Below are 6,693 nucleotides of genomic sequence, written 5' to 3'. Positions count from 1 at the left end.
GTCCGGGTCGGGGCGGGGCGCGTCGGGCAGGTCGAAGAGTTCGGCACCGCACTCGTCCCGGAAGGTGACCAGCCGCGGGCGGAGGCGCTCGAAGGCGCCGCGCAGCCGGGTCAGGCCCGCCCATGCCTGCATGTCCTTCACGGAGGCCGGGCCGAAGGCGCCGAGGTAGCGCAGGACGGCCGCGTCGGCGGTGGGCGCGGCCCCGGCGGGCCGGCCGAACCACCGTTCGGCGGTGGTGAGGGCCACCTGGCCGCTGCTGCCCCACAGCCCGCGCGGGGTGACCTGGACGAGCGGCAGCAGGCAGCGGGCGGCGATGCCGAGGGCCTGCGGGTCGGCGTCCGGCCAGGTCGCGAGCAGCGCCTCGCGCAGCTGCTTCATGGTGCGCGGCTCGGCCTCGACGAGGTCGCGGGCGAGCGCGGCCAGCCGGTGGAGGTCGACACCGGCCAGTCCCCGGCGGAACTGGGCGAGTTCGCGCTCGCGGGCGGCCTGGACGAGGGGACGCAGGGTGAGGCAGTCCTCGGCGGTGTGGGTGTGGATCGTCGAGCGCAGGGTGACCATGCGGGCGACCTCGCGGCCGGCCATCAGCCGGGACAGCTCCGCGGGCGCGAAACCGTCGAGCCGGGCGGCCAGGGCGTAGTACGGCGGCCGGACGTTCTGCGCCTGGAGACCGACGAGGTGCTCCACGGCGGCCCTGGCGTCCAGCGCCGAGCGGCGCAGCAGCAACTGCCGTTCCAGGGTGGCCCGGTTGAGCGCACGCACACTCAGCACAGGGGCCGTCTGGCCTGTCTTCGTCCGGCTGGTCGCAGTGGGCGTCCTCTTCGTCATGCCCGGCACGGTATCGCCGCTTGCGGACACCTCCTGTCCGCTTGCCGCAATACAGGCCGCCGGTCAGTCCGCCTTGCGGATGTCCGCGAGGGTCGACGCCGGCTCCTCCGTGACGGCAAGGTCGCCGAGGCTGACCATGCCTACGGGGCAGCCGCCGTGCTCGACGACGGGCAGCCGGCGCACGGCGTACTGGCGCATCAGCTCGGCCGCGCGGTCGGTGGTGTCCTCGGGCGACAGCGTGACGACGGGCGGCCTGGTGCAGACCGATCCGGCGGTGGTGGTGTGCGGATCGCTGCCGTACGCCACGGCCCGGATCACGATGTCGCGGTCGGTGAGGACGCCGAACAGGTCGCAGTCGTAAGCCACCAGGACGTCGCCCACGTTCTGCTCGCGCATCACGCGGGCCGCGTCCTCCAGCGTGGTCATCGGCTCGACGGCCACCGCGCCTGGGGACATCACGTCGCGTACTCGGTGGGTCATGGGGCACCTCCCGGACGGAACCACGGACGGCCTGCTGCCCGCCGCGTAGCCAGAAAGGGCGGTCCCAAACGGGCCGCCCGCGCCGTGCGCCCGCGCGAGTCCGCCGCCGGGCGCGCCCTGCGGGCGGCTCGCCCACACCTCAGCCCGGCGGGTCCGTCTCCGGCGCGGGTGCCGCCTGCCAGCCCGTCCAGTGGCGGACGGCGACCAGGATCGCCGGGCCGTGCGGCGGGGCCTGGCGGTACTGCGGGTACTTGCGGCGCAGCCGCTCGACGGCGGCCTCGTACTCGTCCCGGGTCGTCACGTCCGGCGCGTCCGGGGACACGATCCGGGCGTCGCCGTCGGCACGGACCCACCACAGGCGTTCCCAGTCCTCGTCGAAGACGTCCACGAGCAGGCAGACGGCCGGACCGGCCTCGATGTTGCGCAGCCGCCTCAGGCGGGTGGTGCGCTTGGGCTTGCGGTCGACCGCCGTCACGATGCCGTCCGCACCGTCGGCGGCGAACACCACCGGCACCAGGTGGGGGCGCCCGCTCTCGTCCACGGTGGCCAGCCGGGCCACCCGGGCGGCCGCGAACAGCCGTCGCGCCTGGTCGGGATCCATCCGTGGCACGGGCCCGCTCCTCACCTTGCCTTGCCTTGCCGTGTCATGCCTTGTCCGTGTCCGTCCACCGCGCCGGGTACCCGTCCAGGACGTCTCCGGCCACACAATGGGCGGCGAGGGCCGGTGGGACGCCGACGAAGGGAGAGGCATGCCGTGGCTTGCGGTTCCGCTGTGGGACGTGGCCAATGGGCAGGGTCTGCGCCAGCTGTCCGAGCTCGGGCTCGCACTGCTGCTGTCGAGCCTGATCGGCTGGGAGAGGGAGGCGCAGCAGAAGAGTGCGGGCCTGCGCACCCACACCCTGGTCGGGGTCGCCAGCGCGCTGATGATGGAGGTGTCGCAGCACGGCTTCACCAATGTGCTCGGCCTGGCCAATGTGTCCTTCGACCCGTCGCGGGTGGCCGCCCAGATCGTCTCCGGGATCGGCTTCATCGGCGGCGGCCTGATCTTCGTACGACGGGACGCGGTGCGCGGGCTGACCACCGCCGCCACCATCTGGCTGACCTGCGCGGTCGGCATGGCCTGCGGGGGCGGGCTGCCGATCCTGGCCCTGGCGACCACCGTGTTGCACTTCCTCGTCGTACGCGGCTATCCCCGTCTGACGCCCCGGCTCATCGCCGGTGCCCAGGCCACCACGGTCGAGGTGCGGCTGACGTATCTGACCGGCCGGGCGCTGCTGCCGCGGCTGATGGAGGCCTGCACCCGGCGGGGCTTTCGCATCCTGGAGGTCAGGGCCGACCGGCTGCCCGGCCGCACGGACGCCGCGGCCCGGGTGCTCCTCCGCCTGGAAGGCACCGCCGACGCCGGGCGGCTGGCGTCCGAACTTTTCCATGACGAGGGGGTCGTCGACGTGGAGCTCAGTCTCGGCGCGCAGGAGGACGCCCAGGACGTCTAGGTGTGCCGACCGGACAGGTCCTGTCGGGTGTCTGGCGCGGTGCATGGCGGCGGGCCGGGAGGGCACCCGGGGCGCACTGTGCACCGGCGACAGGACGAGCCGCGGACTCTGCTCACGGGGTGGTTCAGCTTCCCGGACGGGGAGGCGACCGCCGGGGACGTGCTGGCGCTGCACCGGGTCGAGGACGTGCTGCGGCGGGCCGGGCTGGCCTACGACGTCGCCTGGAGCCCCGGGTTCCGGCCCGGCGCCCTGCATCTGGACGACGTACGGCCCGAGCGGTACGGGCGGCTGGTGTTCGTGTGCGGGCCGCTGCACGGGCCGCAGGTCGAGCAGTTGCACCGGCGGTTCGCGCACTGCGTGCGGATCGCCGTGGGCACCTCGGTGATCGACCCCGGCAGCCCGGCCGTCACCGGCTTCCACCACGTGCTCGCCCGGGACGCCCCGGCGGCCGCACCCGCCCTGGACCTGGCGGCCGGCGCCCCCGTCCGGCCGGCGCGGCCGGTGGTCGGCGTGGTCCTCACACACGGGCAGCACGAGTACGGGCGGGCGCGCCGCCACGACGTGGTGGCCCGGGAGGTGACCGCCTGGCTGCACGGCAAGGACTGTGCGCGCCTGGAGCTGGAGACCCGGCTCGACACCCGTGACTGGCGGCTGTGCGCCACGCCGGAGCAGCTCCAGTCCGTGCTGGCCCGCCTGGACCTCGTGGTCACCGACCGGCTGCACGGGATGGTGCTCGCGCTGCGCGCCGGTACGCCCGCGCTGGCCGTGGACCCCGTCGCGGGGGGCGCGAAGGTGACCGCTCAGGCGCGTGCCTGCGGCTGGCCCGCGCTGGTGCCCGCGGAACGGCTCGCCACGGCCGAGTTGGACCGCTGGTGGGACTGGTGCCTGACCTCGGGCCGAACGGCCGCGCGGCGGATGTGCGACGCGTTCGCGGCGGGCTCCGGACGGGACGGTGCCGAGGACCTGCCGGCGACACTGCGCCCGCTCGGCACCGGTTAGCCCGATGGCGTACGGGCACCCGGAGAACGACGCGGCAGGTAGCTCGGTCCCCCTCGTAGGAGCAACAGTGTCGACAAGCCGACTCCCCGATCACGAACAGCGGATACTGGACGAGATAGAGCGCGCCCTGAGCCGTGACCGACGGCTCGCCCGGCGGCTGAGTACATCGCGCCGCCGGGGCCCGGACCTCCCGAGAGTCCTCTCGCGAGCGGCGGCGTACATATCGAAACCGTGGGCGGTGGTGGTCCTGCTGGGCGTCACCGTCACCCTCCTGACGGCGGGTATCGTCACCTCGGACCCCGGGGTGATCTGGGCGTTCGCCGTGGTGTGGCCGCCGACACTGTACGCCGTCGTCCGGCTGCTGTCCCGGCGATCGCGAACGGCGTGAGCCAGACCGTCCGAGGCCGTTTGCCCCGGCAGGCCGGGGGGAACCCGCGTGGGCAGAAGGTGATCGTCGTGCCCGAGCCCGGAAGCAAGAAGTACGACACCAAGCGCGCGAGGGCGCGCAAGGAGGCGGAGCGGTCGGGCATCTCCGACCAGGACGCCGACAGGGCCGCGAACGAGGAACTGCAACAGGACCCGAAGCTGCGCAGCAGCGGTCCGCGCACGGAGCGCGGCCTGGGCCCGAAGGGCGAACGGTCCGGGAGGACCGGCCGGTCCGGCAATACGGGCTGAGTCCTCGTCGGTCGACATACCGACCGACGTCGCCAGGTCGCCCGATATGGCCTTCGGCCCGCTCGAGTTGGCGTTCGGCCCCGGTTCTTCAGGGACTCCTCAGGACCGGCGTTCAGCCCCGTCCCCCAGGTGTTGCCGTCCTTCCTCAGCCCCGCCGTTCGGTCCGCACCGCGGCGGGGCGCAGTTCTGCCGCGGTGCGGACCGTCCCCTCCTCACCAGGTGGAACCACCCGGTGCAGTCCCGGTGTGCCGTGCTCACCCGGTGTAGCGGCGGGCCTTCGACCGGCGCTGGCTGTCCTCCAGCAACCGCAGCCGCCCCTCCACCTCGGGCGGCAGCACCCGCCGTTCGCGCAGTACCCAGGGCAGCGCGGCCGCCGCCTCGGCGAAGGCGAGCAGGGACGCCGTGTCGCGGGGCACCGTGCGGGCCAGGTGCAGGGTGCGGCGCAGCGCGGGCCGCAACGGCCGGCGCAGCCAGGTGAACCACAGGGTGTTGCGGATGCCGTCCCGTCGGCGGCGTGTCGGATCCCGAACGACGGAGGGGTGGTGATGGACCGTCAGATCTTCCGCGTACGTCAGCCACCAGCCGTCGGCGGCCAGGTCCGCGGCGAGCAGTTCCTCCTCGCCGCCGAGCCACAGCCGCGGGTTGAAGCCGCCCGCACGCCGGAACGCCTCGGTGCGCAGCACGGTCGCCGCGGCGAGGAAGGAGCCGAGCGCCGGGCCCGGCAGCCAACGCGGCCCTGGAACAGGTGAGTTGCGCAGTTCCTCGACGATCGGGTCCTCGGTGCCGTCCGGTTCGACGAGGATGCGGGCGGTGACGGAGCCGAGCGCGGCGTGCCGGTCCAGGAGATCGGCGGCACCGGACAGTGCTCCCGGCGCCCACCAGGAGTCGTCGTCGCAGAAGGCCACGTACGGGGTGCGGACGTGGCGCACGGCCAGATTGCGGCCGACGGCGCCGAGGTTGCGTCCCGGGCGCAGCAGCCGTACCCGCGGGTGCCGGCGGGCCACGGCGGCGGAGGTGCCGTCGGTGGAACCGTTGTCGGTGACGATCACCTCGGGCTGTTCGGGAAGTCGGGCGAGATGGTCGAGGGTGCGCAGGAGTTCGGGGCACCGGTTGTGGGTGATGACCACGACGGTGGTGCGGGGGTCGTTCATGGCGGGCCTCCGCGGTCCGGGCCCATGCCCGTACTGGGGGCCATATGTGGGTCGGTGCCCGCGTCCGTGTCCAGCAGGCGGGCGGCGCGCTCGACGTGCGGGGGCAGGACGCGGCGGGCGCGCAGGGCGGCCGGCAGGCGGGTGAGCGCCTCGCGCAGGGCGCGCCGGGCGGAGGGATCGTGGCGGGCGTCGGTGGCCAGGGCGCGGGTGCGGGCGAGGGCGTGCGGCAGGGGCCGGCGCAGCCAGGCGGTGAGGAGTTCGTTGCGGCGTTGGGCCGCCGGGCGGCCGGTGCGGGGGCCGGCTGCCGGATGATGGTGGGCGACCACCTCGGGGCAGTGGGTGACGCCCCAGCCGCGTGCGGCGAGGTCGTAGGCCAGCAGGGTCTCCTCGCCGCCGAAGAAGAGCAGGGGGTGGAAGCCTCCGGCGTCGAGGTAGGCGGTGCGGCGGGTGACGGAGGCGCAGGCGAGGAAGCCGAGTACCTGGGTGCCGGGCAGGTCGGTGGCGGGGCCGAGCGGCGAGTCGGCGAGCACCTTGTTCAGCGGGTCGGGTTCCTGCTCGGGGCCGACGAGGGTACGGGCGGCGAGCAGGCCGAGCCGCGGGTGGTCGTCGAAGAGGCGGGCTGCCCGGGCCAGCGCGCCGGGCTCCCACCAGGAGTCGTCGTCGCTGAAGGCCACGTAGGGGGTGTGCAGGGCGCGGATGCCGTGCGTGCGGGCGAGGGCGCCGCGGTTGAACGGCAGCGCCAGGACCCGCACCTGCGGGAAGCCGCGCGCGAGCAGGTCGCGGGTGTCGTCGGTGGAGGCGTTGTCGGCGACGACGATCTCGGGGTGCTCGGGGAGGGCGAGCAGGCGGCGGAGGGTGACGGCCAGACTGGCGGAGCGGTTGCGGGTGGCGATGACCACGCCGACGGGTGAGTGTTCCATGGTGCCGGTCCCCTCGGTCAGTTCGACGGCTCGGGGAGCGCGTCGAGGGCGTCCAGGACCTCATCGGCGCTGATCCTCCTCAGCGCCGGGTCGGGGCGGCGGCCGTGCGGGTCGCCCTCCGGACCGTGCCACAGGGCACGGTCCGGAGGG

9 protein-coding genes and 1 pseudogene are annotated in these 6,693 nt (G+C 74.4%); 4 read left to right on the top strand and 6 right to left on the bottom strand.

Going from position 1 to position 6,693, the window contains the following annotated elements; all coding sequences use genetic code 11:
• The 3 genes from BZY54_RS23410 to BZY54_RS23400 all read right to left on the bottom strand — a co-directional run.
• A partial coding sequence (locus BZY54_RS23410) for a winged helix DNA-binding domain-containing protein (protein WP_086727301.1) occupies positions 1-825 on the bottom strand: 825 nt, incomplete at its 3' end.
• A gap of 63 nt (positions 826-888) precedes the next feature.
• On the bottom strand, positions 889-1,305 hold the full coding sequence (locus BZY54_RS23405) for a CBS domain-containing protein (RefSeq protein ID WP_086727298.1): 417 nt from the start codon (positions 1,303-1,305) through the stop codon (positions 889-891).
• Between the two features lie 139 nt (positions 1,306-1,444).
• Positions 1,445-1,915 (bottom strand): TIGR03668 family PPOX class F420-dependent oxidoreductase, encoded by a 471-nt coding sequence (locus BZY54_RS23400; protein WP_208640732.1) that lies wholly within the window; start codon positions 1,913-1,915, stop codon positions 1,445-1,447.
• 139 nt (positions 1,916-2,054) lie between these two features.
• Here BZY54_RS23400 and BZY54_RS23395 point away from each other — a divergent pair, with 139 nt between their 5' ends.
• The 4 genes from BZY54_RS23395 (at position 2,055) to BZY54_RS23380 (ending at position 4,472) form a co-directional block, all read left to right on the top strand.
• Positions 2,055-2,798: an MgtC/SapB family protein gene (locus BZY54_RS23395; RefSeq protein ID WP_086727300.1), complete on the top strand. Its 744-nt coding sequence runs from the start codon at positions 2,055-2,057 to the stop codon at positions 2,796-2,798.
• 78 nt (positions 2,799-2,876) lie between these two features.
• Complete coding sequence (locus BZY54_RS23390; protein WP_086727296.1) at positions 2,877-3,797, top strand: polysaccharide pyruvyl transferase family protein; 921 nt, start codon at positions 2,877-2,879, stop codon at positions 3,795-3,797.
• Positions 3,798-3,864: 67 nt separating this feature from the next.
• The gene (locus tag BZY54_RS23385) at positions 3,865-4,185 is read left to right on the top strand and encodes a DUF3040 domain-containing protein (RefSeq protein WP_086727295.1); all 321 of its coding nucleotides are present in this window, start codon (positions 3,865-3,867) and stop codon (positions 4,183-4,185) included.
• 68 nt (positions 4,186-4,253) lie between these two features.
• The gene (locus BZY54_RS23380; RefSeq protein ID WP_086727299.1) at positions 4,254-4,472 is read left to right on the top strand and encodes a hypothetical protein; all 219 of its coding nucleotides are present in this window, start codon (positions 4,254-4,256) and stop codon (positions 4,470-4,472) included.
• 254 nt (positions 4,473-4,726) lie between these two features.
• Here the strand turns inward: BZY54_RS23380 and BZY54_RS23375 are convergent, their stop codons facing one another.
• The 3 genes and pseudogenes from BZY54_RS23375 to BZY54_RS53475 form a co-directional block, all read right to left on the bottom strand.
• Complete coding sequence (locus BZY54_RS23375) at positions 4,727-5,623, bottom strand: glycosyltransferase family 2 protein (protein WP_086727294.1); 897 nt, start codon at positions 5,621-5,623, stop codon at positions 4,727-4,729.
• Positions 5,620-6,543, bottom strand: a complete 924-nt coding sequence (locus BZY54_RS23370) for a glycosyltransferase family 2 protein (RefSeq protein WP_086727293.1) — start codon at positions 6,541-6,543, stop codon at positions 5,620-5,622. Before BZY54_RS23370 ends, BZY54_RS23375 begins: the two co-directional genes overlap by 4 nt.
• A gap of 17 nt (positions 6,544-6,560) precedes the next feature.
• A pseudogene (locus tag BZY54_RS53475) lies at positions 6,561-6,693 on the bottom strand (glycosyltransferase family 9 protein); the annotation flags it as partial.

The organism is Streptomyces carpinensis (genome assembly GCF_002154505.1).
GTDB classification, from domain to species: domain Bacteria; phylum Actinomycetota; class Actinomycetes; order Streptomycetales; family Streptomycetaceae; genus Streptomyces; species Streptomyces carpinensis.
The sequence above is the reverse complement of the archived record's forward strand: the minus strand, read 5'-3'. Positions and strand labels throughout refer to the sequence as shown.

Coding starts and splice junctions, on each gene's coding strand:
- BZY54_RS23405 (WP_086727298.1), bottom strand. CDS start 1,305: ATGACCCACCGAGTACGCGACGTGATGTCCCCAGGCGCGGTGGCCGTC.
- BZY54_RS23395 (WP_086727300.1), top strand. CDS start 2,055: ATGCCGTGGCTTGCGGTTCCGCTGTGGGACGTGGCCAATGGGCAGGGT.
- BZY54_RS23375 (WP_086727294.1), bottom strand. CDS start 5,623: ATGAACGACCCCCGCACCACCGTCGTGGTCATCACCCACAACCGGTGC.
- BZY54_RS23370 (WP_086727293.1), bottom strand. CDS start 6,543: ATGGAACACTCACCCGTCGGCGTGGTCATCGCCACCCGCAACCGCTCC.